Origin of the sequence: Pannonibacter sp. XCT-53 (assembly GCF_009915765.1) — a bacterium.
GTDB classification, from domain to species: Bacteria; Pseudomonadota; Alphaproteobacteria; order Rhizobiales; family Stappiaceae; genus Pannonibacter; species Pannonibacter tanglangensis.
On the sequence record NZ_JAABLQ010000001.1, the window covers coordinates 2591685 to 2617569 of the forward strand.

23 protein-coding genes and 1 riboswitch are annotated in these 25885 nt (G+C 68.2%); of the genes, 10 read left to right on the forward strand and 13 right to left on the reverse strand.

Features of this window, described 5'->3' with window-relative positions; all coding sequences use genetic code 11:
• Positions 1 to 2: 2 nt before the first annotated feature.
• Positions 3 to 560, reverse strand: coding sequence for a LemA family protein (locus tag GWI72_RS11525; protein ID WP_161708723.1), 558 nt, complete (start codon positions 558 to 560; stop codon positions 3 to 5).
• Positions 561 to 675: 115 nt separating this feature from the next.
• Positions 676 to 1605, reverse strand: a complete 930-nt coding sequence (locus tag GWI72_RS11530; protein WP_390806615.1) for a glycine--tRNA ligase subunit alpha — start codon at positions 1603 to 1605, stop codon at positions 676 to 678.
• Between the two features lie 270 nt (positions 1606 to 1875).
• A riboswitch (TPP riboswitch) is annotated at positions 1876 to 1971 on the forward strand.
• Between the two features lie 342 nt (positions 1972 to 2313).
• Between GWI72_RS11530 and thiM the strand changes: the two genes are divergently transcribed.
• Both thiM and thiE read left to right on the forward strand, forming a co-directional pair.
• Positions 2314 to 3114 (forward strand): hydroxyethylthiazole kinase, encoded by an 801-nt coding sequence (gene thiM, locus GWI72_RS11535; protein ID WP_161709164.1) that lies wholly within the window; start codon positions 2314 to 2316, stop codon positions 3112 to 3114.
• Complete coding sequence (gene thiE, locus GWI72_RS11540) at positions 3101 to 3757, forward strand: thiamine phosphate synthase (protein WP_244314231.1); 657 nt, start codon at positions 3101 to 3103, stop codon at positions 3755 to 3757. Before thiM ends, thiE begins: the two co-directional genes overlap by 14 nt.
• A gap of 31 nt (positions 3758 to 3788) precedes the next feature.
• Here the strand turns inward: thiE and GWI72_RS11545 are convergent, their stop codons facing one another.
• The 4 genes from GWI72_RS11545 to GWI72_RS11560 all read right to left on the reverse strand — a co-directional run bounded on the left by GWI72_RS11545 (position 3789) and on the right by GWI72_RS11560 (position 6753).
• Positions 3789 to 3974, reverse strand: coding sequence for a hypothetical protein (locus GWI72_RS11545; RefSeq protein ID WP_161676365.1), 186 nt, complete (start codon positions 3972 to 3974; stop codon positions 3789 to 3791).
• Positions 3975 to 3995: 21 nt separating this feature from the next.
• Positions 3996 to 4847 carry a S49 family peptidase gene (locus tag GWI72_RS11550; RefSeq protein WP_161708725.1) on the reverse strand — a complete coding sequence of 284 codons (852 nt, stop codon included), beginning with the start codon at positions 4845 to 4847 and terminating at the stop codon, positions 3996 to 3998.
• A gap of 267 nt (positions 4848 to 5114) precedes the next feature.
• Positions 5115 to 5705 (reverse strand): PilZ domain-containing protein, encoded by a 591-nt coding sequence (locus GWI72_RS11555; RefSeq protein ID WP_161708726.1) that lies wholly within the window; start codon positions 5703 to 5705, stop codon positions 5115 to 5117.
• Positions 5706 to 5781: 76 nt separating this feature from the next.
• Positions 5782 to 6753, reverse strand: a complete 972-nt coding sequence (locus GWI72_RS11560; RefSeq protein WP_161708727.1) for a uracil-DNA glycosylase — start codon at positions 6751 to 6753, stop codon at positions 5782 to 5784.
• Between the two features lie 315 nt (positions 6754 to 7068).
• Between GWI72_RS11560 and GWI72_RS11565 the strand changes: the two genes are divergently transcribed.
• Together GWI72_RS11565 and GWI72_RS11570 are read left to right on the forward strand one after the other, a co-directional pair.
• Complete coding sequence (locus GWI72_RS11565) at positions 7069 to 8745, forward strand: electron transfer flavoprotein-ubiquinone oxidoreductase (protein WP_161676369.1); 1677 nt, start codon at positions 7069 to 7071, stop codon at positions 8743 to 8745.
• Between the two features lie 316 nt (positions 8746 to 9061).
• Positions 9062 to 10756 carry a methyl-accepting chemotaxis protein gene (locus GWI72_RS11570; protein WP_161708728.1) on the forward strand — a complete coding sequence of 565 codons (1695 nt, stop codon included), beginning with the start codon at positions 9062 to 9064 and terminating at the stop codon, positions 10754 to 10756.
• A 94-nt stretch (positions 10757 to 10850) separates the two neighbouring features.
• On the opposite strand, the gene GWI72_RS11575 is transcribed toward GWI72_RS11570, so the two are convergent.
• Positions 10851 to 12071: an MFS transporter gene (locus GWI72_RS11575; RefSeq protein ID WP_161708729.1), complete on the reverse strand. Its 1221-nt coding sequence runs from the start codon at positions 12069 to 12071 to the stop codon at positions 10851 to 10853.
• Positions 12072 to 12453: 382 nt separating this feature from the next.
• Between GWI72_RS11575 and nadA the strand changes: the two genes are divergently transcribed.
• From nadA to nadC, 3 genes are all read left to right on the forward strand, one after another.
• Positions 12454 to 13539, forward strand: a complete 1086-nt coding sequence (gene nadA / locus GWI72_RS11580; protein ID WP_161676372.1) for a quinolinate synthase NadA — start codon at positions 12454 to 12456, stop codon at positions 13537 to 13539.
• Between the two features lie 160 nt (positions 13540 to 13699).
• On the forward strand, positions 13700 to 15352 hold the full coding sequence (locus GWI72_RS11585; protein ID WP_161676373.1) for an L-aspartate oxidase: 1653 nt from the start codon (positions 13700 to 13702) through the stop codon (positions 15350 to 15352).
• On the forward strand, positions 15349 to 16224 hold the full coding sequence (gene nadC, locus GWI72_RS11590; protein WP_161676374.1) for a carboxylating nicotinate-nucleotide diphosphorylase: 876 nt from the start codon (positions 15349 to 15351) through the stop codon (positions 16222 to 16224). Before GWI72_RS11585 ends, nadC begins: the two co-directional genes overlap by 4 nt.
• A gap of 17 nt (positions 16225 to 16241) precedes the next feature.
• Here nadC and GWI72_RS11595 read toward each other — a convergent pair whose 3' ends face one another.
• From GWI72_RS11595 to GWI72_RS11610, 4 genes are all read right to left on the reverse strand, one after another.
• Positions 16242 to 16835 (reverse strand): HupE/UreJ family protein, encoded by a 594-nt coding sequence (locus tag GWI72_RS11595; protein ID WP_161676375.1) that lies wholly within the window; start codon positions 16833 to 16835, stop codon positions 16242 to 16244.
• 288 nt (positions 16836 to 17123) lie between these two features.
• Complete coding sequence (locus tag GWI72_RS11600; RefSeq protein ID WP_161708730.1) at positions 17124 to 18590, reverse strand: DEAD/DEAH box helicase; 1467 nt, start codon at positions 18588 to 18590, stop codon at positions 17124 to 17126.
• Between the two features lie 446 nt (positions 18591 to 19036).
• Positions 19037 to 19384, reverse strand: coding sequence for a chorismate mutase (locus tag GWI72_RS11605; RefSeq protein ID WP_348272668.1), 348 nt, complete (start codon positions 19382 to 19384; stop codon positions 19037 to 19039).
• A gap of 88 nt (positions 19385 to 19472) precedes the next feature.
• A complete protein-coding gene (locus tag GWI72_RS11610; RefSeq protein WP_161708731.1) occupies positions 19473 to 20597 on the reverse strand; it encodes a PA0069 family radical SAM protein in 1125 nt (374 codons plus the stop codon).
• Positions 20598 to 20711: 114 nt separating this feature from the next.
• Here GWI72_RS11610 and GWI72_RS11615 point away from each other — a divergent pair, with 114 nt between their 5' ends.
• Complete coding sequence (locus GWI72_RS11615; protein ID WP_161676379.1) at positions 20712 to 21389, forward strand: glycosyltransferase family protein; 678 nt, start codon at positions 20712 to 20714, stop codon at positions 21387 to 21389.
• A 189-nt stretch (positions 21390 to 21578) separates the two neighbouring features.
• Here GWI72_RS11615 and GWI72_RS11620 read toward each other — a convergent pair whose 3' ends face one another.
• On the reverse strand, positions 21579 to 22601 hold the full coding sequence (locus GWI72_RS11620; protein WP_161708732.1) for an AraC family transcriptional regulator: 1023 nt from the start codon (positions 22599 to 22601) through the stop codon (positions 21579 to 21581).
• 308 nt (positions 22602 to 22909) lie between these two features.
• Between GWI72_RS11620 and GWI72_RS11625 the strand changes: the two genes are divergently transcribed.
• Both GWI72_RS11625 and GWI72_RS11630 read left to right on the forward strand, forming a co-directional pair.
• Entirely contained in the window at positions 22910 to 23410 is a 501-nt protein-coding gene (locus GWI72_RS11625; protein ID WP_161676381.1) for a cupin domain-containing protein, read from the forward strand.
• 180 nt (positions 23411 to 23590) lie between these two features.
• Positions 23591 to 25129 carry a flavin-containing monooxygenase gene (locus GWI72_RS11630; RefSeq protein ID WP_161708733.1) on the forward strand — a complete coding sequence of 513 codons (1539 nt, stop codon included), beginning with the start codon at positions 23591 to 23593 and terminating at the stop codon, positions 25127 to 25129.
• A 13-nt stretch (positions 25130 to 25142) separates the two neighbouring features.
• Here GWI72_RS11630 and moaB read toward each other — a convergent pair whose 3' ends face one another.
• A complete protein-coding gene (gene moaB / locus GWI72_RS11635; protein WP_161708734.1) occupies positions 25143 to 25700 on the reverse strand; it encodes a molybdenum cofactor biosynthesis protein B in 558 nt (185 codons plus the stop codon).
• Positions 25701 to 25885: the final 185 nt, after the last annotated feature.

Sequence of the window (25885 nt, forward strand, 5' to 3'; positions counted from 1 at the left end):
TGTCAGAAGGCGACCTTCGGCAGGGCCCGGTCAGCCGGATCCTCGATCTCGAAATAGGCGGCCGTGACAAAGCCGAAGCGGCCGGCGACCAGATTGGACGGAAAGCTCTCGACCATGACATTCAGGCCACGCACGGCGCCGTTGTAGTAGCGCCGCGCCATCTGCAGCGCATCCTCGACCTTGTCGAGGGCAGCCTGCAGCTCCTGGAAGGTGGCGCTGGCCTTGAGGTCGGGATAGGCCTCGGCCACGGCGAGAAGCCGGCCAAGAGCCTGGGAGAGCTGGCTCTCCACGGCGGCCCGGGCTGCGATGTCGCCGGCAGGCACCTGGGCCGCCGCGGTGCGCAGGCCGGTCACGGCCTCCAGCGTGGCCTTCTCGTGGGCGGCGTAGCCCTTCACCGTCTCGACGAGATTGGGGATGAGGTCGGCGCGGCGCTTGAGCTGGACGTCGATGCCGCTCCAGCCCTCCGCCACCATCTGCCGCCTTTTCACCAGCCCGTTGTAGAGGGCGATGCCATAAAGGGCGACGCCGACCAGCGCCGCGATGACAATCCAGAACCCCATGACCGGCTTCTCCTGGCGAGGACTCACTGCGGCGTGACGCTAGCGCCTGACGCCGGATCTGTCACCCTGAAGAGGCGGGCCGAAGCTGGGAACCGACGGGATCGGCAGGCGCGGGTCAGCCCTCGTAGCCGACACCGCCGGCGCGGGTTTCGAGGAAGGCCCCGCCGCAGGCCTTGGCCAGCTCGCGGACGCGCAGGATGTAGCTCTGGCGCTCGGTGACGGAGATGACACCGCGCGCATCGAGCAGATTGAAGGCGTGGCTGGCCTTGATGCACTGGTCATAGGCCGGCAGCACGACCTGATGCACGTCGGCCCCCGCCGCATCGCGGGCCGCCGCGCCGGCAGCCAGAAGGCGGCGGCATTCCTCTTCCGCATCCCGGAAGTGGCGGAACAGCATCTCGGTGTCGGCGTGCTCGAAATTGTGGCGGGAGTATTCCTGCTCGGCCTGCAGGAACACATCGCCGTAGGTGATCTTCTCGGCGCCCTCGCGGCCGTTGTAGTTCAGGTCATAGACGTTATCGACGCCCTGGATGTACATCGCCAGGCGCTCCAGGCCGTAGGTCAGCTCGCCGGAGACCGGCGCGCACTCGAACCCGGCAACCTGCTGGAAGTAGGTGAACTGCGACACTTCCATGCCGTCGCACCAGCATTCCCAGCCGAGGCCCCAGGCCCCCAGCGTCGGGCTTTCCCAGTCGTCCTCGACGAAGCGGATGTCGTGCAGGGTCGGGTCGAGACCGATGGCGTAGAGGCTGTTGAGATAGAGGTCCTGCAGGTTGTCCGGCGACGGCTTCAGGATGACCTGGAACTGGTAGTAGTGCTGCAGCCGGTTCGGGTTCTCGCCGTAGCGGCCATCGGAGGGACGGCGGGAGGGCTGGACATAGGCGGCCTTCCACGGACGCGGCCCGAGCGAACGCAGCGTGGTGGCCGGATGGAACGTGCCGGCGCCGACTTCCATGTCATAGGGCTGCAGCACGACGCAACCCTGATCCGCCCAGTAGCGCTGCAGGGTCAGGATCAGACCCTGGAAGGAGTTTTCAGGGCGCATGTGGGCCGGGATGGCTTCGTTCGACATGGATGAGGTCCCGATTGCGAAGGGCGGCGCGGCCATGGCCGCGCACAGTCGGCCGGACAGGTGCCACGGGCCGCCGGCAAGGTCAAGCGCGGCGGCGCGAGGGCGCACGCGTCCCTCCCCTCGAGCCGCCGGCCCCATGCGGCGCCCCCGTGAGGCGGCCCTGTGCGGCGTCCCCGTGCGGCACCCCTGTGCGGCGACCTTGCGCTCCCCTCTTGCGCTGCCGCTGCGACAGGCCTATAAGCCTGCTTGCGACAGGGGCGCCCCACAACCGGGGGCTGAGAGGAACCCTTTGAACCTGAACCGGGTCATGCCGGCGGAGGAAGTCGTTTGCAGACCTGTGCCTACCATCCCTGCCCCCATGTTGCCGTCCGCTGGCCGATGCGCCCGCCTCTGCGGCCAGGGCGGAGCCATGGTCCCGCGCGGTCTTCAGCCTCCCCGCGCCGGACCGCCCGCATGCATGGAGGACAGGACATGACAGACAGCGCCACCGCACAGCCGCAGCCGGAGCAGCGGAAGCCGGAGCAGGCCAACACGGAGCAGGAGCGCTCGGAGCGGGGCGGGCCGCAGCGTGGGCAGGAAGCAGCCTCCGGGCCGGATCGCGCCGGCACGGTGGCGAGCGCCCGTCCCGGCGTCGCAGGGGGCGGCCTTGCACGGGCAGCCGTGGCTGCTGCCGGGTCGACCATGACGCTCGGCGCCCATCTGGCAGGAATGCGGGCGCGGCGACCGCTGGTGCAGAACATCACCAACTTCGTGGCGATGCAGACCATGGCCAATGTGCTGCTGGCCGCCGGAGCCTCGCCGGCGATGGTGCATGCGCGCGAGGAAGCGGCGGAGTTCGCCGGCCTTGCCAGCGCCGTGACGCTGAACACCGGCACGCCCGAACCCGACTGGGTCGCCGCCATGGAGGCAGCCGCAACGGCGGCGCTCGCCCGCGGCATTCCGGTCGTGCTCGATCCGGTGGCGGCCGGGGCAACCGGATACCGGCGCGAGATCAACGGCCGGCTTGCCCGGCTGTCGCCTTCGATCATCAAGGGCAACGCATCGGAGATCCTGGCGGTTGCCGGACGCACCAGCGCCTCGCGCGGGGCCGACAGCGGCGACGGGACCGACGCGGCCGAGCCGGCGGCCGTCGCCCTGGCCCGGGCCACGGGTGGGATCGTGGCCGTGACGGGCGCGATCGACGTGGTGACGGACGGGCGCCGGATTGCGCGGATCGCCAACGGGTCGCCACTGATGACGCAGGTCACGGCGCTCGGCTGCGCCCTGACCGGCATCGTTGCCGCCTTTGCTGCGGGTGCGCCCGACCGGTTTCATGCAACGGTCGCAGCTCTCGCCTATTACGCCCTCGCCGGAGAACGCGCGGCCGCCGAAGACCCCCGACCGGGAAGCTTTGCGACCGCCTTCCTCAACGCCTTGCATGATGTGACGCCAGAGCAGGTCGATGCCCTGGCGCTTGTGGAGTATGCCGATGCGCCGCTTTGATCTTTCCCTGTATCTCGTGACCGACGAGATCCGTCGCCCCGGACTTGAGGACGACGTGATCGCGGCCGTTCGCGGGGGCGTGACGCTGGTGCAGCTGCGCGACAAGAGCGCGCCGCATGCGGTGGTGGCGGAGTTTGCCCGGCGGCTGAAGGCACGGCTGGACGAGCACCGCGTGCCGCTGATCCTGAACGACCGGGTGGAAGTGGCGCGGATGATCGGCGCCGCCGGCGTGCACATCGGCACCCGGGACATGACCCCGGCCGAAGCGCGGCAGATGCTCGGCCCGAACGCGATCATCGGCGTTTCCGTTTCGGAAGCTGCCCATCTCGACCGGTTCGACCCGGCCGATGTCGACTATGTCGGCATCGGACCCGTGCATCCGACCCTGACGAAGCCCGACCATGCGACCCCGATCGGAGCGGAGGGGCTCGCGCGGCTCTGCGCTGCGGCGCGGCTGCCGGCGGTGGCGATCGGCGGCCTGACGGCGCAGGATGCTCCGGCCGTCCGGGCCGCGGGCGCGCAGGGCCTGGCAGTGGTCTCGGCGATCCTTTCCGACGGCGACGCGGAACAGGCCGCCCGCCGGCTGCGCAGGGCGTGGGAAGAGGCTGCGTCCGGTGACGTCGCACGGCCGGCAGCGGAGTGACCGGGGGACCTGACGGGTCCCGGGGCGGGGATCAGGCCTCGCCTTCGGGGCGATAGCGGCCGGTGACCGGATCCCGCTCAAGGCGGATGGTCTGGTCATCGGGCCGGCGGGCCGCTTCCGAGAGCCGCGCCTCGACCCGGGCCATTTCGCGACGGACCAGCTTGAAGGCCGCGAACCCGGCAGCACCCAGAAGGGCAAGTCCCCAGAGCGGTGGCATGACAGCTTCTCCCGACAGGCTTCAGAGCCCGTAGCGCGACCACAGCGTACGGGCCTCGACAGCGGCCATCAGATCATCCGCGTAGGTGGCAGGCAAGAGGGAGGCCGCAACGCCGCCGCCGTTGCGACGCCCGAACAGGCCGCGCGGCGGATTGACGAGCCGCAGCTCCGCACGCGCGCCGTATTTCTCGCGCACGACGGAGCGCAGGTCCCCTTCCCGGTCCGCAAGACCGAGCCCGACCGCCGCACGCCCGGCCCAGAACTGGCCGGTGAACAGGTCGGGATGGTCGGCGAGCCGGCCGCCGCGCCGCTCCTTCACCAGGTCGATGAAGACCTCGTGGATCTCGAGCTGCAGCTGCCTGATATGGGCGATCTCGTCCGGGTTCTCGGGACGGAAGGGATCAAGCTGCGACTTGTTGCTGCCAGCCGTATAGACCCGGCGCTCGACGCCGATCCTGTCAATGAGGCCGGTGAAGCCGAAGCCGGAGAAGATCACGCCGATGGAGCCAACGATGGACGAGGGGTCGACGATGATCTCGTCGCCCGCCACGGCGATCATGTAGCCGCCGGATGCGGCCACATCCTCGACGAAGACAAGGACGTGCTTGCCATGCTCGGCCGCCAGATCGCGGATGCGGCGGGTGATCAGACGCGACTGCACCGCCGACCCGCCGGGCGAGTTGACGACCAGCGCAACCGCCGGCGCCTTCTTCATGCGGAACGCCCGCTCCAGGGGCGTGGCGACATTGGCCAGGTTGAGGCCGGGCCGCATCAGGCCGCCGTTGTCGATGACCCCCTGCAGCCGAACGACGGGAATGACCGGCCCGGACCGGCCGGCGAGGGCCCGAAGCTTGCTGGACAACATCTGGAACATCGGAAGGGCTCCGCAGGACAGGAAGGAAGGTCTCCGTTCCTAGCTGGGGACTTGCGGGCGTCTTGGCAAGCCACCTCCGGCCCAAGGCAAGGCCAAGGGCAAGGGGCAAGGGCCAAGGGCAAGGGCCAGGGGCAAGGGCGGGGGCCGGGGGGCGGGAACGGATCGGGTTGCAGGGTCCGACCGGGGCATCCGGCGGAGACCGTCGGACGGTCACTTCACGCCGGAAGACAAGACAGGACGATCGGGCAGGTGCGGCAGGCAGGGCGGTCAGACGGGCGGACGGGCCAGTTTCTGGGTCTTGCTGGCCAGCTCCCGCACGGCCTCCCAGTTCAGGCGGACGCCAGCCTCGTCGCCCTCGCGCCGCATGATCTTCCCGACCAGCGCTCGCGGCATGCCGAGCACACGGATCACGATCTCGTCGGGAAGCTTCGCCAGGCCGGGCGCGGAAATCCGGCAGCCGGACTTCGAGGCATCAACGATGCGGCCCGAGACGCGCATGCTGCCCTCCCGATCCGTGACAACGATGGGAATGGACACGGGCCGGCGCGGCTCCTGCCGCCGGCTGGCGGCCGCATCGCTCTGGGCGCTGAAGACGACCGCTGCCATGGTGCCGGTGACCGACGTCACGGTCGCCGCCCGCAGATAGGGATCGTCGCCCACCCTGATGCCGATGCTCTTGCCGAGAAGTGCGGCGTCGTCCGAGGTCAGGCGGCAGCCCCACTGGCTGACGTTGCTCATCTCCGCCTCGATGCAGGTGAGGCGGTCCACGTCAAAGACAAGCACCCGCTCAACCTCCGGCTGCGCTTGCGGCACGGCGGCGGCATGGGGACGGTGAACGGAAAAGGCACTCGACGCCATCGGCAAATCCTAAAATTTGACGATAAAGTGCTAACGATTTGCCTGTTAAAAAATCGTATAGGTTGATCTTACAATTTTACTCAACCGGATGATTATCGCCCGCCACAACCTGACGTAGGGTCAGAAAATCCCGCCACGCCAGACGTTTCTCGAGCGGACTGCGCAAGAGATAGGCAGGATGATAGGTCGCAAGCGCCCTGATCTTGCGGCGACCCGTATCGTATTGCATCCACCGTCCGCGCATCTTCCTGATGCCGTCGGTGGCTCCGGTCAGGGCCTTTGCTGAGGCAGCCCCGAGAAAGACCAGAACATCCGGGTCGACCAGCTCGATCTGACGCGCGATGAACGGTCGGCAGATCTCGGTTTCCTGGGGCGTCGGCGTCCGGTTGCCTGGCGGCCGCCAGGGCACGACATTGGCAATATAGACAGAGGTCCGGTCCAGCCCGATGGCGCCGAGCATGCGGTCCAGCAGCTTGCCGGAGCGCCCGACGAAGGGCACGCCGGTGGCATCTTCCTCCGATCCCGGCGCCTCGCCGACGAACATGAGGCGGGCGGCCGGGTTGCCGTCGGAAAAGACCAGGGACTTGGCCGTCAGCTGCAGATTGCAGCCCCGGAACGCGGCGAGACAGGCCTTCAGCTCCTCCAGTGTCGCGGCAGAACGGGCCGCCTCGCGGGCAGAGCGGACGGCCTCCTCACCCGGGATCACCGCCTGACCGGGGCCGGGCCCCGATGCGGGCGCCATGGGGGCAGCCGGTGACGCGGTCAGGCTCGGCAGGTTGAGCGGCGGCGGCGTCCCCTGCCCCGTTCCCCGGCCGGACAGGGCAGCGACCTGGGGAGCGGTCTGATGTCCGAACTGATGTCCGGTCTGGCCCATCGGCGTGCGCGGACCGGCAGGGGGCATCGGCGCACGCCGCGCGTCCTGCTCCGACTGGGCAAACCGGTCGACCGGATCCAGATCAAGGAATGCATCGACCCCTGCCCCCTGGAGAAACTCCAGCAAGGCCTCCATGTGCCTGTGGGTCAGGACGGCGGGCGGGGGCGTGATCATGGGCGCACTCTAGCGGCTCACCCGACAAACACAACCGGTCTGCGCGCTGCCGCCGAGGGTGTCCCCGCTTTGCCGCCTGCAGGACGCAGGCGCGTCAGGAGGCGTCGCGTTCCGCCTTGCGAAACGCCGAAAACTATGATTTACGCTTACGTAAACGTAATGCCATTTTCCCGCTGAAAGGAGCAATTGCGGGGCTGTTGCCCCTGCTCTAATAGAGGGGCATTGCGATTGGTTTCAGACGGGCGGCGGGACAAGACGGCGCTGCCCTGACCGGCTCCCGGCGCGGGGGGCAAGGTCGCCAGAGGGAGAACACGAATGGCGGAAATGCCTGAGCTGCCAGAGCGCGAAAGCATGGATTTCGACGTGGTGATCGTGGGAGCGGGGCCGGCCGGCCTGGCCGCCGCCATCCGCCTGAAGCAGATCGCCCTGGAGAAGGGCGAGGACATTTCCGTTGTCGTGCTGGAAAAAGGCTCGGAAGTCGGGGCGCACATCCTGTCCGGCGCCGTGATCGACCCGATCGCGCTCGACAAGCTGCTGCCGGACTGGCGCAGCGAGGACACGCCGATCAAGACGGCCGTCACCGATGACCATTTCCTCGTGCTGGGTCCTGCCGGCGGCATCCGCCTGCCGAACTTCCTCATGCCGAAGCTGATGAACAACCACGGCAACTACATTGTCTCGCTGGGCAATGTGTGCCGCTGGCTTGCCGGCAAGGCAGAAGAGCTGGGCGTGGAAATCTACCCGGGCTTTGCCGCCGCCGAAGTGCTCTATGACGACGAGGGCAAGGTGGTGGGGGTTGCCACCGGCGACATGGGCATCAGCCGCAACGGCGAGCCGAACCACAACTTCACCCGCGGCATGGAGCTGCGCGGCAAGTATGTACTGATCGGCGAAGGCGTGCGCGGCTCGCTGGCCAAGCAGCTGATTTCCAAGTTTGCCCTCGACCGGGACAGCGACGTGCCGAAATTCGGCATCGGCATCAAGGAGCTGTGGCAGATCGACCCGGCCAAGCACAAGCTGGGCCTGGTGCAGCATTCCTTCGGCTGGCCGCTGGACATGAAGACCGGCGGCGGCTCGTTCCTGTATCATCTGGAAGACAACCAGGTGGCCGTCGGCTTCGTGCTGCACCTGAACTACCAGAACCCCTACATCTCGCCCTTCGAGGAATTCCAGCGCTTCAAGACGCATCCGGCGATCCGCGAGACCTTCGAGGGCGGCAAGCGCCTTGCCTATGGTGCCCGCGCCATCACGGAAGGCGGCTACCAGTCGGTGCCGAAGCTGTCGTTCCCCGGCGGCCTCCTGATCGGCTGCTCGGCCGGCTTCGTCAACGTGCCGCGCATCAAGGGCTCGCACAACGCCATGCTGTCCGGCATGCTGGCCGCCGAAGAGGTGATGGCCGCACTCGGACGCGGTGAGGCCAACAGCGAGCTGACCCATTTCGACACCGCCTGGCGCGAGAGCGAGATCGGCGCGGACCTGAAGAAGGTGCGCAACGTCAAGCCGCTGTGGTCGCGCTTCGGCACGATCCTCGGCGTCGGCCTCGGCGGGCTCGACATGTGGACCAACGAGCTGTTCGGCTTCTCCTTCTTCGGCACGCTGAAGCACGGCAAGACCGATGCCCAGAGCCTGAAGCCGGCCAAGGATTGCAAGAAGATCGACTATCCGAAGCCGGATGGCGTCATCTCCTTCGACAAGCTGTCCTCGGTGTTCCTGTCGAACACCAACCACGAGGAAGACCAGCCGATCCATCTCAGGGTCAAGGACGCCGCGCTGCAGAAGGCGTCGGAGCACGACGTCTATGCCGGCCCGTCCAACCGCTATTGCCCGGCCGGCGTCTACGAGTGGGTCGAGGACGGCGACGGCGCGCCACGCTTCCAGATCAACGCGCAGAACTGCGTCCACTGCAAGACCTGCGACATCAAGGACCCGAACGGCAACATCACCTGGACGGTGCCGGAAGGCTCGGGCGGGCCGAACTACCCGAACATGTGAGGCGAGCCGGGCCAGACCTCTACCCTTGCGGGAGCAGGCCCCGCCGACCGCACGTGGATACGGTCACGTCATCAGAAACATCCAGAAACAACAAGACCGAAGGCCGGGATTTACTCCCGGCCTTTTCATTTCATCTTCCAGAGCACCCTCCTTTTCATGATCCCTGTCAAAACTGTCCATATGCAGTTTCAGGAAAGACTTTCCCGGATTTGTTTCAGTTCACCGCACATTAACCATGTTGCTTCACCCTACGAACATTCGATGCCAATTCCGCTCAGGCAGTCACGTTTGTTCCAATGGGGCAGGGCAAGACATCATGATTTTCAATGCGAAGAATCGTGCACAGCAGGCAGAACTCGAAGCCCTGTACCGCTCGCAGGCGGTCATCCATTTCGAGCCGGATGGGACCATTCTTTACGCAAACGAGAATTTCCTTGCCGCGATGGGCTATACGCTGGCCGAGATCAAGGGTCGCCATCACCGGATGTTCTGCACCAAGGAACACGCGGAAAGCGAAGCCTACCGGGAGTTCTGGCGACAACTGGCAGCCGGCACCTTCCGCTCCGCGCAGTTCATGCGCGTGAAGAAGAGCGGTGAGGAAGTCTGGATCGAGGCCTCCTACAATCCGATCTTCGACGCCTCCGGCAAGGTGGTGAAGATCGTCAAGTACGCCACGGACATCACCCAGCAGAAGCGGGATGCCATCGACGCGGCCTGCCAGCTCGAGGCGATCCACCGCTCGCAGGCGGTAATCCAGTTCAACATGGACGGCACCATCATCACCGCCAACAAGAACTTCCTCGATGTGGTCGGCTACCGGCTGGAGGAAATCCAGGGCAAGCATCACCGCATGTTCGCGGAACCGGCCTATGGCAACAGCGAGGAATACCGCGAGTTCTGGCGGCGCCTGAATGCGGGCGAGCACTTCGTCGCGGAGTACAAGCGCATCGCCAAGGGCGGGCGCGAGTTCTGGATCCAGGCCTCGTACAATCCGATCCTCGGGATCAACGGCCGCCCGGTCAAGGTGGTGAAATACGCCAGCGACATCACGCAGCAGAAGATCCTGGCCGCAGATGCCAAGGGCCAGATCGAGGCGATCGACAAGTCGCAGGCGGTCATCGAGTACACGCTCGACGGGACGATCACGACCGCCAACCGGAATTTCCTGTCGACCTTCGGCTATTCGCTCGCCGACCTGAAGGGGCAGCACCACCGCATGCTGGTGCGCAGCGACGAGGCGGGCGGGCGCGACTACGCCGACTTCTGGCAGAAGCTGGCGCGCGGCCAGTTCGAGGCCCGCGTCTACCGCCGCATTGCCAAGGGCGGGCGCGAGATCTGGGTGCAGGGCTCCTACAATCCGGTGCTGGACGCCAGCGGCAAGCCGTTCAAGATCGTCTGCTATGCGACCGACATCACCAAGCTGATCCAGACCGGCCAGATCGCCGAAGCGGTTGTCTCGGACACGCAGGGCATCGCCTCGGCCGTGGAGGAACTGACGGTGTCGATCGGCGCCATCAGCAAGAACATGCAGCTGTCGAAGGAGGCAGCGTTGGGGATCCTCAACGATTCCAACAAGTCGAGCGCGGCTGCCGAGCGCCTCGGCTCCAGCATGAAGCTGATGGAGAACGTGGTCCAGCTGATCAACAACATCGCCGGGCAGGTCAATCTGCTCGCGCTCAATGCCACGATCGAGGCCGCCCGGGCGGGCGCGGCCGGCAAGGGCTTCGCGGTCGTCGCCGCGGAGGTGAAGAACCTCGCCAACCAGACCACCAGCGCGACCGAGGACATCGCCAAGCAGATCCAGCACGTGCAGGACGTGTCGCTGACGGTGCTGGAGGGCATCCAGACGATCGAGCGCTCGGCCAACAGCGTGAACACCTACATCACCGACGTGGCCAACTCGATCGAGGAACAGAACCTCGTCACGCGCGAGATCTCGGTGAACACCCAGAAGATGTCGGCGTCCGTGGAAGACATTTCCCGCCGCATCAACCAGATCTCGGCCGCCTGACCCCGCACGGGGAGCGGGAGGGGGGCGACACGCCGCCCCCCCTCGCCTCAGCCTGCGGCTGCCGGGCGCCCTGCCGCCGCAGCGCAGCGCCGCGTCATGCTCCGGCCTGAAGGCGGGCGACCGGCTGCTCGCGGATCGGCCAGTGAACCACGGCGGCAAAGAGGCCAAGCGCGATGCCCATCCACCAGATCGCATCATAGGACCCGGTCTGGTCATAGAGCCGCCCCCCCAGCCAGACACCGAGGAACGAGCCGATCTGGTGGGAGAAGAAGACGAAGCCGAACAGCGTGGCCATGTAGCGGGGCCCGAACATGACGGCGACAAGGCCCGAGGTCGGCGGCACCGTCGACAGCCACAAGAGCCCCATGACGCCGGCAAAGACCATCACCGACACGGGCGAGACCGGCACCATGAGGAAGACGGCGATGGCAATGGCCCGGCCGAGGTAGATCAGCGACAGGAAATGCGGCTTGGACCAGCGGCCGCCGATGTAGCCAGCCGCCAGCGAGCCGGCAATGTTGCACAGCCCGATCAACCCGATCGCGTAGCCGCCCCAGCGCGGATCCAGACCGAGATCTGCCAGATAGGGCGGCAGATGCACCGTGATGAAGGCAACGTGGAACCCGCAGACGAAGAAGCCCAGCGTCAGCAGGATGTAGCCGCGCGTGTTGAAGGCCTCGGCGATGGCGGCGCCAAGCTTCTGGTCCGCCGCCGTGCCGGCATAGGCGCCCGCATCGGCCTTGCCGCGCAGGGGAATGGCCAGCAGCGGCACCAGCACCATCAGCCCGGCGAAGACCAGCAGGGTCGAATGCCAGCCGACGGTCTCGATCAGGCCGATGCCGAGCGGGGCAAAGAGGAACTGGCCGAGCGACCCGGACGCGGTGCCGACGCCGAAGGCCAGCGAGCGCTGCGCCGGCGACACCGTGCGGGCAAAGGCCGCAAGGATCAGCGAGAAGCTGGAAAAGGCGATGCCAAGGCCGATGAGCACGCCGCCGGACAGATGCAACCAGACCGGAGCCTCGGCCTCGGCCATCAGGACCAGGCCGGCTGCATAGAGGATCGCACCGGTGAGCAGCGTCTTCCAGGTGCCGAAACGGTCCGCCATCATGCCGGCAATCGGCTGGCCGGCGCCCCAGAGCAGGTTCTGGATGGCAATCGCGAGGGCAAAGATCTCCCGGCTCCAGTCCCGGGCCTCGGTCATGGGCTGAAAGAACAGGCCCATGGCGGAGCGCGGCCCGAAGGACAAGAGGGCGATGGCGCAGCCGCACAGGATGATGAGGGGGATGTTGGGCCGTGCGGTGTGGACGGTCGCCATGCGGAGATGCTCCCTGTTGCCGGATGCCCGGCCAGACCGACACTGCGGCCCGCTTCCGGGTTCTTGCACTATGGCCGGTGGGAGCGGCGCGGAAAAATCAATGTTTGTGAAGAACCCATGCACCGCGCTGATCGGCGCGGCAACTGCTTCGCCGGCTGAACGCCCTTGCGGGATGTTCTGTTACAATCCATTGAAAAGACATTAGATTTCAAAAAAGTCAGAATCAGACACCGGAAAAGGTGGATTCGGGTCCGGATTGGGTCTATATAAACTCACAAAGAGCAAAAGCAGACGAAGGGACGCACAGGTCCCGTTTTCTTTTGCCTCTATTATGCTCATTTTGAGCATATTCGGGTGCCGGTCCAGCAGGGAGTTAGGTCCGATGGCAACCACGTTGATTTCTTCCGGCTCCACCTGCCAGGTGAAGCCCGCCGCAGACCTCGCGATCGACCGGCACGGCTCGGTCGCCCGGCCCGTGCTCGCCTATACGGAAGAGGTCGCCCGCGCGACCGCCCCGATCTACGAAAAGGTGAAGCACATCATCCCGGCCATCGAGTGGCCGGCGCTGGCCCCGACGATCCATGCGATCAACACGCTCAAGAAGGAGCGCAACGCCGTCATCCTGGCGCATAACTACATGACGCCGGACATCTTCCACGGCGTTGCCGACGTGGTGGGCGACAGCCTGCAGCTGGCCGTCGAGGCCACGCGCACGGACGCCGACGTGATCGTGCAGTGCGGCGTGCACTTCATGGCCGAAACGTCGAAGATCCTCAATCCGACCAAGACGGTGCTGATCCCGGACATGCGCGCCGGCTGCTCGCTGGCCGAATCGGTGACGGCGGCCGACGTGCGCGCCCTGCGCGAGCGCAACCCCGGCATCCCGATCATCACCTACGTGAACACCTCGGCTGCGGTGAAGGCGGAGTGCGACATCTGCTGCACCTCGTCCAACGCGGTGCAGGTGGTGGAAAGCCTCGGCGTGCCGAAGGTGTTCCTGATCCCGGACAAGTATCTGGCCGCGAACGTCGCCCGGCAGACCAAGGTCGAGGTGCTGACCTGGGACGGAGCCTGCGAGGTGCACGAGCGCTTCACGGCGCAGGAGCTGCGGGACTATCGCAAGATCGACCCGGACGTGAAGATCATCGCCCATCCGGAGTGCCCGCCGGAGGTGGTGGACGAGGCCGACTTCGCCGGCTCGACCAAGCACATGATCGACTGGGTGAAGACCAACAGGCCGGCCAAGGTGATGATGATCACCGAATGCTCCATGGCCGACAACGTGGCGAGCGAGACGCCGGGCGTGGATTACATCCGCCCCTGCAACCTCTGCCCGCACATGAAGCGGATCACGCTGGCCAAGATCCTCGACGCGTTGATCGAGATGAAGGAAGAAGTGACCGTCGACCCGGCCGTGGCGGCGAAGGCGCGCCTTGCCGTGGAACGGATGATCAATCTGAAGATGTGACGCCGGTGGACGGGCGGGGCCGATGGCTCCGCCCGTTCCCGTCTCTGCTCTCCCCTCCGGCCTCCTCCGGGCTGTCGCGGCCTGCCCTGCACGTTGCCGCCTGCCGCCGGAGCCGCTAGGCTCCTGCCCGGTGTTCCGTCGATCAAGTGAAAGCCCTCCCATGGCAGTTCGTAGCGACCAGTTTGTTCCGGCCCAGTCCGCCCGCGGTGTGGACGATGTGGTCATCCTCGGCGGCGGTCTGGCCGGCCTGTTCTGCGCGCTGAAGCTGGCGCCACGGCCGGTGACGATCATTTCCAATGCCCCGATCGGCGAAGGGGCCTCCTCCGCCTGGGCGCAGGGCGGCATTGCCGCAGCGGTCACGGAGGACGACACGGCCGAGGCGCACATGGCCGACACGATCGCCGTCGGCGGTGGCCTGTGCCAGGACAAGATCGTCGCCATGATGACGGCGGAGGCCGGCCGGCGGGTGCGCGACCTGCTGAGCTACGGCGTGCCCTTCGACAAGGACCTCGAAGGCCGGCTTGCGGTCTCCCGCGAGGCGGCCCATTCCGCCAGCCGCGTGGTGCGGGTGCGCGGCGACATGGCCGGACGTGCCATCATGGACGCCCTGGTCGCGGCCGTGCGGCAGACGCCGTCGATCCGCGTCATCGAGGGCTTCCTGGGTGAAAGCCTGATCACCGAGGGCAAGTTCGTGACCGGCGTGATGGCGCGGCGGCGCGGCGGCCTGGAACGCCTTGCCTTCCAGGCGCCGGCGGTGGTGCTCGCCTCCGGCGGCATCGGCCATCTCTATGCCGTGACGACCAACCCCGGCGAGGCCAACGGCCATGGCATCGGCATGGCGGCCCGGGCCGGCGCGGTGATCGCCGACGCCGAATTCGTGCAGTTCCACCCGACCGCGCTCGACGTGGGCCGTGACCCGGCCCCGCTGGCGACCGAGGCGCTGCGCGGCGAAGGGGCAACGCTGATCAATTCCGCCGGCGAACGCTTCATGCAGGCCGTGCATCCGCTGATGGAACTTGCCCCGCGCGACATTGTTGCCCGCGCGATCTTCCGCGAGCGGGCTGCCGGACGCGGAGCCTTCCTCGACTGCCGCAGCGCCGTCGGGGCGAGCTTTGCCGACCGGTTCCCGACCGTGCATGCGGCGTGCCTGGCAGCGGGGATCGACCCCGTGACCGATCCGATCCCGGTCGCGCCGGCCGAGCATTACCACATGGGCGGCGTGCTGACGGATGCCAACGGACGCACCTCGCTGGACGGCCTGTGGGCCGCCGGGGAAGTGGCCTCCACCGGCGCCCACGGGGCCAACCGGCTGGCCTCGAACTCGCTGCTGGAGGCGGTCGTCTTCGCCGCGCGCATCGCCGAGGACATCCAGGGCCTGATGCCGACGCCGCGCACCGCCTATTGGGAAGCATTGGATGACGAACCGGGCCTGCCCAGCCAGCGCAACCAGGAGGAACGCGCGGCGATCTCGATCCTGCGCCAGACCATGAGCGACCTGGTCGGCGTGGAACGCGACGAGGCGGGCCTGCGGCTTGCGCTTGCCCGGATCGCCGCAGCCGAGACGCGGGTGCAGCGCACCTCGATCCGCAACATGATGATTGCCGGCAAGATCGTGGCCGCCGCGGCCCTGCAGCGCAAGGAAAGCCGGGGGGCGCATTTCCGCAAGGATGCGCCCGAGGCCGATCCCGCCCAGGCCAAGCGCAGCTATCTGACGCTGGATCAGGTGAACGCGGCCGCCGCCGCCGCCACCGCCGCCCACCCCAACGCCCTGACCGGCGTGACCAGCGCGGTGGCAGCAGGAGAAACGGCATGAGCGCGCGCCCCCTGCCCGAGCTGCCGCAGCTGATGATCGACGATGCGGTGCATGCGGCGCTGCTTGAAGACTGGGGCCGGGCCGGCGATGTGACCAGCCAGGCGACCATCGGCCGCGACGTGCGCGCGAGCGCCGTGATTGCCGCCCGCAAGCCCGGCGCACTGGCCGGCATCCGTCTGGCGCAGGCCGCCTTCCGCCTGACCTCGCCGGAGCTGCGGGTGGAGGTGCTGGTCGAGGACGGGGCGCGGCTTGCCCCCGGGCAGGTGGTGGCCCGCATCGAGGGGCCGGCACGGGCGCTGCTGTCGGCCGAGCGGGTGGCGCTGAACTATCTGGGTCACCTGTCGGGGATCGCCACGGCGACCGCCCGGTTTGCCGAGGCCATTGCCCACACGCGGGCGCAGATCGTCTGCACGCGCAAGACGACGCCGGGGCTGCGCGCCTTCGAGAAATATGCCGTGCGCTGCGGCGGCGGCATGAACCACCGCTTCGGCCTCGATGACGCGATCCTGATCAAGGACAATCACATCGCCGTCGCCGGCGGTGTCACCGCCGCCATCGCCTCGGCCAAGGCCTTCGCCGGCCATCTGGTGAAGATCGAGGTGGAGGTGGACACGCTGGAGCAGCTGAAGGAGGCCATCCCCGCCGGGCCTGACGTCATCATGCTCGACAACATGGGGCCGGAGCGCCTTGCGGACGCGGTGGCACTCGTGCGGGCGGCCGTCGGTGACCGGATCCGGCTGGAGGCGTCAGGCGGCATCGATCTGGACACGGTCCGGGCGGTGGCGGAAACGGGGGTGGACCTCATTTCCTCCGGCTGGATCACCCATTCCGCGCCGGTGCTCGACCTCGGCCTCGACATCGGGATCGGCTGATCCCGCCGCGCGCGGCCTCAGCCTGCCAGGATACCGAGCCCGACCACGGCGACGACCGCGCCCAGCGCCCGCGACACACGCAGCCCGGTCTGGCTTCCGGCGCCGAGCAGCGTGCCGATGGCCCAGCCGAGCAGCAGGCCGCCGGCATGCAGCAGCGCGGTCGCCAGCACGAAGCCGGCCGCATAGCCCAGTTCGCCGGCCGAGCCGATCTCGCCGCCATGGGCATGACCGTGGAACAGGGCGAAGACCGCGACAAGTGCCGCCCCCGGCCCGACCGGAAGGCGGACCGCCATGGCGACCAGCAGCCCGAGACCGACGACAGAGGCCGCGATCACGGGCTCGACGAAGGGCAGCGGCAGGCCGGCCACCGCCAGGCCGAAGCCAAGGACCATGGTCGCGACAAAGGCCGCAGGCACCAGCAGCAGCGCGCGGCCCCCCAGCGTGAAGGCCCAGAGGCCGACAGCCACCATCACCAGAACATGATCAAGCCCGAAGACCGGATGGGTGAAGCCGGCGGCAAAGGAGCCATGCGCCACCGGATCGAGGTGCGCGTGGGCCGGAAGCGCCGGAAGCAGGATGACGGAGGCGGTGAGCAGCAGGCGCTGGAACATGGACTATCCTTCCGCGAAAGCAGATGCAGGCCCGAACAGGGACCGATGCGAGTGTTTCTGCTTCGGGAGGATCCGCCAAGCCCAAAGGAGCGGCATCGGCTGTCGGGTCTGGCACAGTCGCGCGCTGTGACGTCGGCCGGCCCGGGCGACGCCCGGCAACCTACATTGGCAAGGCTCGGGCTGTGCCTTAGGCCGGCAGCGCAGCCGCAGGCCGCCGGCCGGGGGGCCGGAGGGCGGGATGCCCGCCGTCCGGCCTTCGGAAACGGCAGCTGTCTGCCTCAAAAATGGTCAGCCGTTGCGGCGGGCGCCGTCTCGCTGGCCACGCGCCTGAACCTCGGCAGCAAGCTGGGCCGGCCCGCCGACCTGCGGCTTGCGCGGGCCCTGGCCGCTGCGGGCCGCAGGCTTGGCACCCGCCGGCTGCTGACCCCGGCCGTGCGACTGCGACCGGGCGGGCTTGGCGGTTGCCTCGCCGCTCCGGCGGTCATCCCCGTGAGACGGGGTGTTGCGCGAGGGACCGTTGCGCGACTGGCCGTTGCGGCCCTGACCCTGCCGCTGGCCCTGGGACTGGCCCTGGGACTGGCCCTGACGGCCACGGGCCGGACGCGGGGCGGCGTTGCGGCCCTCGGGCGGCGCCTCGCCACTGGCGACCGGGATCCGGATGCCGGTCAGCTTCTCGATGTCGCGCAGCTGGGTGATCTCGTCCGGGGCACAGAAGGCGATGGCATCGCCATCGGCTCCGGCGCGGGCCGTGCGGCCGATGCGGTGGACATAGCTTTCCGGCACATCCGGCAAATCGAAGTTGTAGACATGGCTGACGCCCGGGATGTCGATGCCGCGGGCGGCCACGTCGGTGGCAACAAGGATGCGGGTCTCGCCCGTCTTCAGTTCCTTGATGGCGCGGTCACGCTGGTTCTGGCTCTTGTTGCCATGGATGGCATTGGCCTTGAGGCCGGCGGCCACGAGCTTGCGGACGACCTTGTCGGCGCCATGCTTGGTGCGGGCAAAGACCAGCGACAGGTCTTCCGGCCGCTCGCTGAGGCAGGCGATCAGCTTGTCGATCTTCTCGGCCTGCGAGAGGAAGTGCACGCACTGGGTGACCTTGTCGGCGGTGCGACCGGCAGGCGCGACCTCGACGCGGATCGGATCGTTCAGGTAGGAGCGCGACAGGTCCTCGATCTGCTTCGGCATGGTGGCCGAGAACAGCAGCGTCTGGCGCTTCTTCGGGATCAGCGTGGCGATGCGGCGCAGGGCGTGGATGAAGCCGAGATCCAGCATCTGGTCGGCCTCGTCGAGCACCAGATATTCCACCATGTCGAGACGCAGGGCGTTGCGCTCGATCAGGTCGATCAGGCGGCCGGGGGTCGCCACGAGAATGTCGCAGCCACGCGCCATGCGCTTGATCTGCGGGCCCATGGAGACACCGCCCATGATGGTGGTGACCTGGAGCGGCGAGCCCTTGACGAAGGTGACGAGGTTCTGGGCGATCTGGTTCACCAGCTCGCGGGTCGGGGCGAGGATCAGCGCCCGGGTGGCGCGGGGCGCGGCGGCCGCCGGATGCGCCAGCAGGCGCTCCACCAGCGGCAGCCCGAAGGCGGCGGTCTTGCCGGTGCCGGTCTGGGCCAGGCCCATCAGGTCGTTGCCGGCCAGCACATGCGGGATGGCGGCCTGCTGGATCGGGGTCGGGGTGGTGTAGCCGGCCGCAGTGATCGCCTTGAGGAGGGAAGACGACAGGCCAAGGGTAGAGAATTCGGTCAAGAAATGTCCTTCACAGGCAGCGCGGCGCCTCTGGCCCGCGCGCGGTGACGGCCGGCGCCCGCTAGGGACCGGCTTCAGGCGGTTGCGGTCCCTGCCCTGCGTCGCGAGCCTCATTGCCCGCCGACCAGCAAGAACCGTCAGAACCCCGCGTGACATGGGAACTTGGAGAAAAAGACGCCGGACCGTTGGTCCCGTGCGAGCCGCGATCCCTGTTCCCGCTGTCTCCGTTGCCTGGCGACACAGCGACCGGGCGGTCGTCTGGACACGGGCGTCAGCCCCGACGCGGCACATGCAGGCCGCGATGCCCTGCAGGAGCGAGGGCGGGCGCGTGGAGAGGGAACGGGTCGCTCACGCGGCGACCGGATCACATCTGCCTGCTGTATCTGCCTTGTGCGCTGCAATGTCAAGCACGGCCTGCAGGGCGTCAGCCCGGAGGTCGCGGCCGCCTAGTCCTGCGGCGGCGTCAGGGAGAGGCCGGTGCGGGCGGAAATCGTGCGCTGCTCGTAGGCGACGTTCCAGTCGATCAGCACCCGCCAGACCGTTTCGGCCTGCTCCGGCTCGAGGCCGAGGGCAGCCGCGCGGGCACGGATGTCGGCCAGCATGGTGTCGATGCGGTGCTGGTCGTAGGCCTCGTCCGGATGCTGCTTGATCTCCGCCATGCGGCGGACGTAGGTCTGCCGCTCGGCAAAGAGGGCGACCAGCGCACGGTCGAGCCGGTCGATCTCGTGCCGGATGTGCGCCTTCTCCGTGCAATCGGCGGCACTGCGCAGGCGCTGGTCCCGAATGTCCGTCACGTGAGCCCCTTCCTCCTCGATGATCTCGCAGGTGCGGTAGCCGCCCGCCCGGCTGACGTCAAGCGCCGGATCGTCGCAACGGCAGGTCTCAGAACAGCGACAGCTGCACGCCGCCGGTCTGGGGCGCGGTGAACAGCTCCGTGGTGAGCTTGCGCCGGCGCTGGTTGAGACCGAGGCGACGGGCGGTCAGGGCGAAGCGCTGGCCGATCTGCTGGGCATAGGGCCCCTGCCCCTTCATCCGCTGTCCCCATTCGGCGTCGTAATCCTTGCCGCCGCGCATGGAGCGCAGGATGTTCATGACATGGCGGTAGCGGTCCGGCCGGTTGCGCAGCAGCCAGTCGCGGAAGAGTTCCGAAACTTCCAGCGGCAGGCGCAGCAGCACATAGCCGGCCTCGGTGGCCCCGTTGCCGGCTGCCGCCTCCAGGATCGCCTCGATCTCGCTGTCGGTGAGGGCCGGAATGATCGGGGCCATCATGACGGAGACCGGAACGCCCGCCTCGGACAGTCCCTTGATCGCGGCCAGGCGACGGTGCGGCGCGCTGGCGCGGGGCTCCAGCGTGCGGGCGATGTCGCGGTCAAGCGAGGTGATCGACAGGGCGACCTTGGCCAGCCCCTTCTCCGCCATGCGGGCAAGGATGTCCACATCCCGCAGGACAAGCGCGGACTTGGTGACGATGCCGACCGGATGCCCGGTGCGCTCCAGCACCTCGAGGATCTCGCGCATCAGCCGGTAGCGGCGCTCGATCGGCTGGTAGGGATCGGTGTTGGTGCCGATGGCGATGGTGCGGGGCTGGTAGCCGGGGCGGCCCAGCTCGCGCTCCAGCAGCTCGGCCGCATTGGGCTTGGCAAAGAGCCGGGTCTCGAAATCGAGCCCCGGCGACAGGCCCATGAAGGCATGGGACGGGCGGGCGAAACAGTAGACGCAGCCATGCTCGCAGCCGCGATAGGGGTTGATCGACCGGTCGAAGGAAATGTCCGGCGAGGTGTTGCGGGTGATGATGCTGCGGGCCTTTTCCTCCTGCACGGTGGTCTTGAGCGGCGGCAGGTCATCCAGCGTCTCCCAGCCGTCGTCGAAGGCCTCGCGCTGCTCGCGCTCGAAGCGGCCGGAGCGGTTGAGACCGGCACCGCGGCCCCGCCGCAGATCCTCCGCCACGCGCGCGCCGGCCAGTGCCGTGTCGCTGCTGACCTGATCGATCAGGGTAATTGCCGCCATGGGTCCGCGTTCCTCGACTCGCCAATGAGAACATTACCGGAACATTAGCCGAAAACGCAGACGCGGCAAGGGCCTCCCTCGCCTTGTCCGCCAAAAGCCGCTAGAACGCTCCCCATGATCAGTGTCGTCATCTCCAGTCTCGACAACGAGGAAGGCCTCGCGCACAGCCTGACCGCCCTGGTGCCGGCGGCGGCCGAGGGTATCGTCCGGGAAGTGGTGGTGATGGATGGCGGCTCGCGCGACGGCAGCGTGACCGTGGCCGACGCAGCCGGATGCGAGCTGCATGTGCTCCTGGCGGGCGAAGGCCGTCGCTACGCCGAAGGCGCGGCCCGCGCTGCCAAATCTCCCTGGCTCCTGTTCCTGCCGGCCGGCAGCGTTCTGGAAGCCGGCTGGCACACGGACGCAGCCTCCTTCGTCGAACGGGCCGAACGCAGCGGACAGGCGGACCGATGCGCCGCCGCCTTCCATCTGAGGCGCGATGATTTCGGGCTGTCCGCCCGGCTGAGCGAAACGGCGGCCACCCTGTCGACGCGGCTGTTCGGCATGCCCTGCAACGAACAGGGCCTGCTCGTCTCCCGCCGGCTCTATGTGGCGCTTGGCGGACACCGCGACCTGGCCGGACTGGCCGATCTGGACATTGCGCGGCGCATCGGACGCAGCCGCCTGGTGCTGCTGCGCAGCGCCGCAATTGCGCCGCAGCGGCCCAACCATGGCCCGCGCCAGACCCTGGCCCGCCTGGCGGTGACCGCCCTGCGGCTGCCGCCGAGACTTGCCGCCGGCCTGCACGGCTGAGGCGGCATCCGCTCGGCGCCCGCTGCACGGCCGATCGAGGCCCGCCGGACGTGCAGGGCTTTCAGGGCTGGCGGGGCTTGTGGGACTTGCCGGTCACCGGATGGGGCTCTGCTGTCCCGGGGGATGATCCGGTCCTCCGGCGTCCCGCCGGTCAGTCCGCATCCATCTGGTCAGCCGGCGTCTGTCGGGTCAGCCGGCGTCGATCCGGCGGCTGCGCAGGGTCTCGGCAGGCGTTTCCCCGAACAGATCCCGATAGGCCCCTGCCGCCCGGCCCGGATGTCCGAGACCGCAGGCCTGCATCAGGGCGGTGATGTTGGCCGTGCCGTCCGCCCGGCCACGCGCTGCCATCAGATGCTGGCGCAGCAGGCTGAGCCGGCGCTCCTGCAATGCCTGGGAAATGGTCTGTCCGCGTTCGGCCTGGAAGGCGAGCTGCAGGGCCCGCAGGCTGTAGCCGCAGGCCCGCGCCAGCGCGGCAAAGTCGATGGTCTCGCCCAGATGCGCGTCGATGTAGTCCAGCGCCCGGGCGACCTTGCGGCCGGCGCCGGACCCGTGCTGCGCGGCGGTGCAGAGCGTGTCGCGGGCCGAGCCGGCATGGGTCCAGAGCAAGGCATGCGCAATGGACCAGCCGAGCCGGTTGAGCGCCTCGTCGCCGGCCGGATCCCCCGGCAAGGCGTGGTCGGCCAGCCGGGCAAGCGCAAGGATCTGGGCCCCCAGGGTGCGCCCCGGTTCGCTGTCGAGCCGCAGTTGCGGGTCGAAGACGATGTCCTGCGGCCCCTCGCCGGTGAGCGCGGCGAACATGTCCTCCAGCGCCGCCCGTTCCAGCTTCAGGATGATCTGGCCGCAGCTGGCCTTCCAGCGCATCAGGCTCGGCCGGGTGGGCGAGAGGACCGAGGCGGCCCGCGCGGCCCCGGTGGTGACGAGATGGCTGCCGATGCGGACCTCGGCCCCGCTGGTCAGCGGGATCTGGACGAGGAAGAACCGCTCCAGGCAGCCCGGGTCGATCTCCACCTCGCCACCATAGGCGACATAGTTGATGGAGCCGCCAGCGAAGATGCGGCTGTTGTGGCAGGCAAAGAAATCGCGGCCGTGATCGCGCGGCTGCAGCCGGTGGGAGCAGAAGATCCGCCCGACCTCCTCCGCCGCCTGGTCCACGTCGCGCGTTGCCACCCGGGCATGGCCCGACAGCGGCATCTGGATGGCTTGCATCTGCATGGCTTGCACCAGCGTTCCCCCGGACCGTCCCCTCGGCGTTTTCGCTCATTTCCGGACCGGTTGACGGGAAGGCTAGCACCGCCAAGCCGGCGAAGCAAAGCGGCAGGGGACGGATTTTCGCCGAGCGCATGCAGCCTTTCGCCCAGCGGATAGACCTGAGCCGCCCCGACGGCGTCTCGTAGGGACAGGACGGAGACAGGCCCCCGGACCGCAAGGCCCGACCACAAGCGCCGCCCGTCCTGCGAGAGGACACAGCCAGCACCCGCAGGCCCACAGCGCCCGGACGGGCAAGGACGGAGAGGACCAGCATGAAGACCGCCATCCCGAACATGGTTCAGGTGAACACCGACCCCGGCATCACCCGCGCCGGCACCGGCCAGCATGAGGTCGAATGGAGCATTCTCGGCCACACCTACTGGATGAAGACGGAAGGCGAGACCTGTTTCTCGTTCGAGACGCTGGATCCGCCGGGAACCTTCGTGCCGCCGCATGTCCACCCGACGCAGGACGAGTTCATCTTCGTGCTGGAGGGGCGCTTCGACCTCTATCTCGGCGGGGAACACCACGTGGCGCAGACCGGCGACCTGGTGCGGATGCCGATGGGCATCGCGCATGGCTACTACAACCTCACCGACAGGCCGAACCGGGCGCTGTTCTGGGTGTCGCCCGCCCGTCGCCTGCGCGAGCTGTTCGACAACCTGCACAATCTGGGTGACCCGGCCGAAGTGGTGCGCCAGTCGGCGCTGCGGGAGGTGAATTTCCTGCGGCCGGAGGACATGGCCTTCGATCCGCTGACGCTGAAGATCTGACGCCCGACACGGCCAACCGCGCGTTCCGGGTTCCGGCAGGCCCCACCGCCTGCCGGAGCGGACCGGCGCGGGCAGCACGACCCCGGCCTGCCCTCCGGCGTCCCATCCGCCGCCCTGTCTGACCGGCCCCTGCCCGCGCCGTCCCCGACCCCGACCCGGGCGGCGAAGGAGAGTTCATTCATGACCAAACGCAAGCAGGTCTGCGTCATCGGCGCAGGCGTGAGCGGTCTTGCGGCCGCCCATGCCTTCAAGGACCAGGGACACGACGTCACCGTGCTGGAGCGCAGCCACGAGCTGGGCGGGGTCTGGGCGCCGCACCGCTCCTATCCCGGCATCCGCACCCAGAGCCCGAAGGATCTCTACCGCTACACCGATGCGGCGATGCCGGAGACCTACCCCGAATGGCCCTCCGGGGCCCAGGTGCACGGCTATCTGGAGAGCTACGCCCGGGACAAGGGCCTCCTGCCCCTGATCCGCTTCAACACCCGCGTCACCGGCCTGGTGCGGCGCGGGCAGGACACCGGTGCAGGCATCCCGGCAGGTGGCGCGACGGCAGACCCGAGAGCGGGGGGCTGGTGGGTGGAGACCGACGGCGCCGCGGGACCGGAGCGCACCGGCTACGACTTCGTCTGTGTCGCCAGCGGGGTCTTCAGCGAGCGCAACGAGCTGACCCACCCGGGCATGGAGGCCTTCCGCGACGGCGGCGGCACGATCCTGCATTCGAGCGAGTACACCGATCCGGCGCTGGTCCGCGGCCGCAAGGTCGTGATCCTCGGCTTCTCGAAATCGGCCACCGACGTGGCGGTGAACGCGGTGCAGCAAGGCGCGGCCTCGGTCACGGTCGTCTATCTGGAGCCGGTCTGGCGCGTGCCCTACCATTTCGCCGGGCTGATCAACTTCAAGCGGATCCTCTATTGCCGCGCGTCGGAGGCGATGTTCCCCGGCTGGGACATGTCGTGGGGGGAGAAGCTGCGCCACGCCCTGACCAAGCCGCTGGTGTGGGCCAACTGGCGGGCGCTGGAGAGCCTGCTGACCCTGCAGTTCGGCCTGAAGCAGCTCGGCATGCGGCCCAGCCAGCCGATCGAAAACGGCATCTCCTGCGGCCTGTCACTGGCCACGGAAGGGTTCTTCCCGATGCTGAAGGACGGGCGGATCAAGGCGATCCAGGGCACCATCGCCAGCTACAGCCAGGGCGGGATCACCCTGTCGACGGGCGACAGGCTGGATGCCGACGTGGCGATCCTGGCCGTCGGCTGGAAGATCGGCGTGCCGTTCCTGCCCGAGGACGTGCGCCGCACGCTGACGACCCCGGACGGACAGTTCCGGCTCTACCGTCTGGCGGTGAACCCGGACGTGCCGGACCTCGGCTTCGTCGGCTTCAACTCGTCCTTCGCCACCGTGCTGACCAGCGACGTGGCGGCCCGCTGGCTGGTGCGATATGCCGACGGCCAGCTGGCGCGGCAGCCGTCGAAGGCGGAGATGAGCGGCTGGATCGACCGGCACCTGGACTGGCGCCGCAGCGTCCGGCCGGCGGCCCGGGTCTATGGCGGCCTGTGCTCGGCGCCCTATCACTTCCGCTATCTCGACGACCTGCTCGCCGACATGGGGGCGGCACGGCGACGGCGGGCAAACCCGCTGGCGGAGACCTTCCTGCCGCCGGATGCGGATGCCTATCGCAGCCACCTCTCCAGCGTGCCGGCCTACCGGCTGGAGGGCTGAGCCCCGGACGGCGTCAGGCCTGACGCAGCTTGCCGCGCTTCAGATGTTCATCGAGGCGCGGCATGATCTCGACGAAATTGCAGGGCATGTGGCGGTAGTCGAGCTGCCACTTGAGGATGCCGTCCCAGGCATCCTTGCAGGCTCCCGGCGAGCCCGGCAGCACGAAGATGTAGGTCGCCCCCGCAACCCCGCCCGTCGCGCGGGACTGGATCGTCGAGGTGCCGATCTTGTCGTAGGAAATGCGGTGGAACACCTCGGAGAAACCGTCCATCCGCTTCTCGAACAGGGGCTCGATCGCCTCGGGGGTCACATCGCGGCCAGTGAAGCCCGTGCCCCCCGTCGAGATGATGACGTCAACGCCGTCCGCCGCGATCCAAGCGCGCACGATGGCCCGGATCTCCTCCACCTCGTCGCGGACGATGCGGCGGTCGGCCAGATGATGCCCGGCGCCGGTGAGCCGCTCGACCAGCGTCGCGCCGGACCGGTCGCCGTCAAGGTCGCGCGTGTCGGACACGGTGAGCACGGCGATGTTGAGAGGGACAAAGGGACGGCTGTCATCAAGGCGATTCATGGGCAGGCTCCGGCGGTGTCGTGGTCCCAGAGATAGGCCAGCCAGCCGGCCGGCGCCAGTGGCCGCAAGACGGGGCGCGGGAGACGCGGGCCGCAAGCTTCGGACCAAAAATCGATCATTCCTTTCGCAAAACAGGCCGTTCCGGAATTTTTGCGTCTTTTAGGTCAGCAATATTGACGCTTCCT

What these genes read in the sequence shown, in the direction of transcription:
- GWI72_RS11575 (WP_161708729.1), bottom strand. Translation starts at nt 12,071, where the DNA reads ATGGCGACCGTCCACACCGCACGGCCCAACATCCCCCTCATCATCCTG.
- GWI72_RS11595 (WP_161676375.1), bottom strand. Translation starts at nt 16,835, where the DNA reads ATGTTCCAGCGCCTGCTGCTCACCGCCTCCGTCATCCTGCTTCCGGCG.
- GWI72_RS11615 (WP_161676379.1), top strand. Translation starts at nt 20,712, where the DNA reads ATGATCAGTGTCGTCATCTCCAGTCTCGACAACGAGGAAGGCCTCGCG.
- GWI72_RS11545 (WP_161676365.1), bottom strand. Translation starts at nt 3,974, where the DNA reads ATGCCACCGCTCTGGGGACTTGCCCTTCTGGGTGCTGCCGGGTTCGCG.
- GWI72_RS11620 (WP_161708732.1), bottom strand. Translation starts at nt 22,601, where the DNA reads ATGCAGATGCAAGCCATCCAGATGCCGCTGTCGGGCCATGCCCGGGTG.
- GWI72_RS11555 (WP_161708726.1), bottom strand. Translation starts at nt 5,705, where the DNA reads ATGGCGTCGAGTGCCTTTTCCGTTCACCGTCCCCATGCCGCCGCCGTG.
- GWI72_RS11630 (WP_161708733.1), top strand. Translation starts at nt 23,591, where the DNA reads ATGACCAAACGCAAGCAGGTCTGCGTCATCGGCGCAGGCGTGAGCGGT.
- thiM (WP_161709164.1), top strand. Translation starts at nt 2,314, where the DNA reads ATGACGCTCGGCGCCCATCTGGCAGGAATGCGGGCGCGGCGACCGCTG.
- GWI72_RS11570 (WP_161708728.1), top strand. Translation starts at nt 9,062, where the DNA reads ATGATTTTCAATGCGAAGAATCGTGCACAGCAGGCAGAACTCGAAGCC.
- GWI72_RS11530 (WP_390806615.1), bottom strand. Translation starts at nt 1,605, where the DNA reads ATGCGCCCTGAAAACTCCTTCCAGGGTCTGATCCTGACCCTGCAGCGC.
- GWI72_RS11565 (WP_161676369.1), top strand. Translation starts at nt 7,069, where the DNA reads ATGGCGGAAATGCCTGAGCTGCCAGAGCGCGAAAGCATGGATTTCGAC.
- GWI72_RS11550 (WP_161708725.1), bottom strand. Translation starts at nt 4,847, where the DNA reads ATGTTCCAGATGTTGTCCAGCAAGCTTCGGGCCCTCGCCGGCCGGTCC.
- nadC (WP_161676374.1), top strand. Translation starts at nt 15,349, where the DNA reads ATGAGCGCGCGCCCCCTGCCCGAGCTGCCGCAGCTGATGATCGACGAT.
- GWI72_RS11625 (WP_161676381.1), top strand. Translation starts at nt 22,910, where the DNA reads ATGAAGACCGCCATCCCGAACATGGTTCAGGTGAACACCGACCCCGGC.
- GWI72_RS11610 (WP_161708731.1), bottom strand. Translation starts at nt 20,597, where the DNA reads ATGGCGGCAATTACCCTGATCGATCAGGTCAGCAGCGACACGGCACTG.
- nadA (WP_161676372.1), top strand. Translation starts at nt 12,454, where the DNA reads ATGGCAACCACGTTGATTTCTTCCGGCTCCACCTGCCAGGTGAAGCCC.
- GWI72_RS11525 (WP_161708723.1), bottom strand. Translation starts at nt 560, where the DNA reads ATGGGGTTCTGGATTGTCATCGCGGCGCTGGTCGGCGTCGCCCTTTAT.
- moaB (WP_161708734.1), bottom strand. Translation starts at nt 25,700, where the DNA reads ATGAATCGCCTTGATGACAGCCGTCCCTTTGTCCCTCTCAACATCGCC.
- thiE (WP_244314231.1), top strand. Translation starts at nt 3,101, where the DNA reads ATGCGCCGCTTTGATCTTTCCCTGTATCTCGTGACCGACGAGATCCGT.
- GWI72_RS11560 (WP_161708727.1), bottom strand. Translation starts at nt 6,753, where the DNA reads ATGATCACGCCCCCGCCCGCCGTCCTGACCCACAGGCACATGGAGGCC.
- GWI72_RS11585 (WP_161676373.1), top strand. Translation starts at nt 13,700, where the DNA reads ATGGCAGTTCGTAGCGACCAGTTTGTTCCGGCCCAGTCCGCCCGCGGT.